Origin of the sequence: Anoxybacillus sp. LAT27 (genome assembly GCF_022030075.1) — a bacterium.
GTDB lineage: Bacteria > Bacillota > Bacilli > Bacillales > Anoxybacillaceae > Anoxybacillus > Anoxybacillus kestanbolensis.
Window position 1 is genome coordinate 1 of record NZ_JAIWYK010000294.1, and the last position, 233, is coordinate 233.

Annotated in this window: 1 protein-coding gene; it reads left to right on the forward strand. The window is 58.4% G+C overall.

Annotation, left to right across the window (positions count from 1 at the left end):
• Positions 1-47: 47 nt before the first annotated feature.
• Positions 48-233 (forward strand): hypothetical protein (locus LD028_RS18250; protein ID WP_237811676.1); only part of this gene is annotated, 186 nt, incomplete at its 3' end.

Here is a 233-nt window from a genome sequence, read left to right on the forward strand (position 1 = left end):
TGCTGAGCCTAGTGGGCTTCCCACCGTTTTCCGGGGTACTGGCCAAAGTGGGTATTGCCCAGTCTGCGGCAACCACCGGCGGGGCACTGGGCTGGACTGTTATTGCCGTCATCATTGTGTCGTCCATAGGTGCGCTGGTCTCCATGATGTACCTGTGGAAGGGTGTGTTCTGGGGGCCCCGCATGGCCATGTATCGGCCTATTGGGGCAGATAAATTCCAGCCGGTAGAAGAT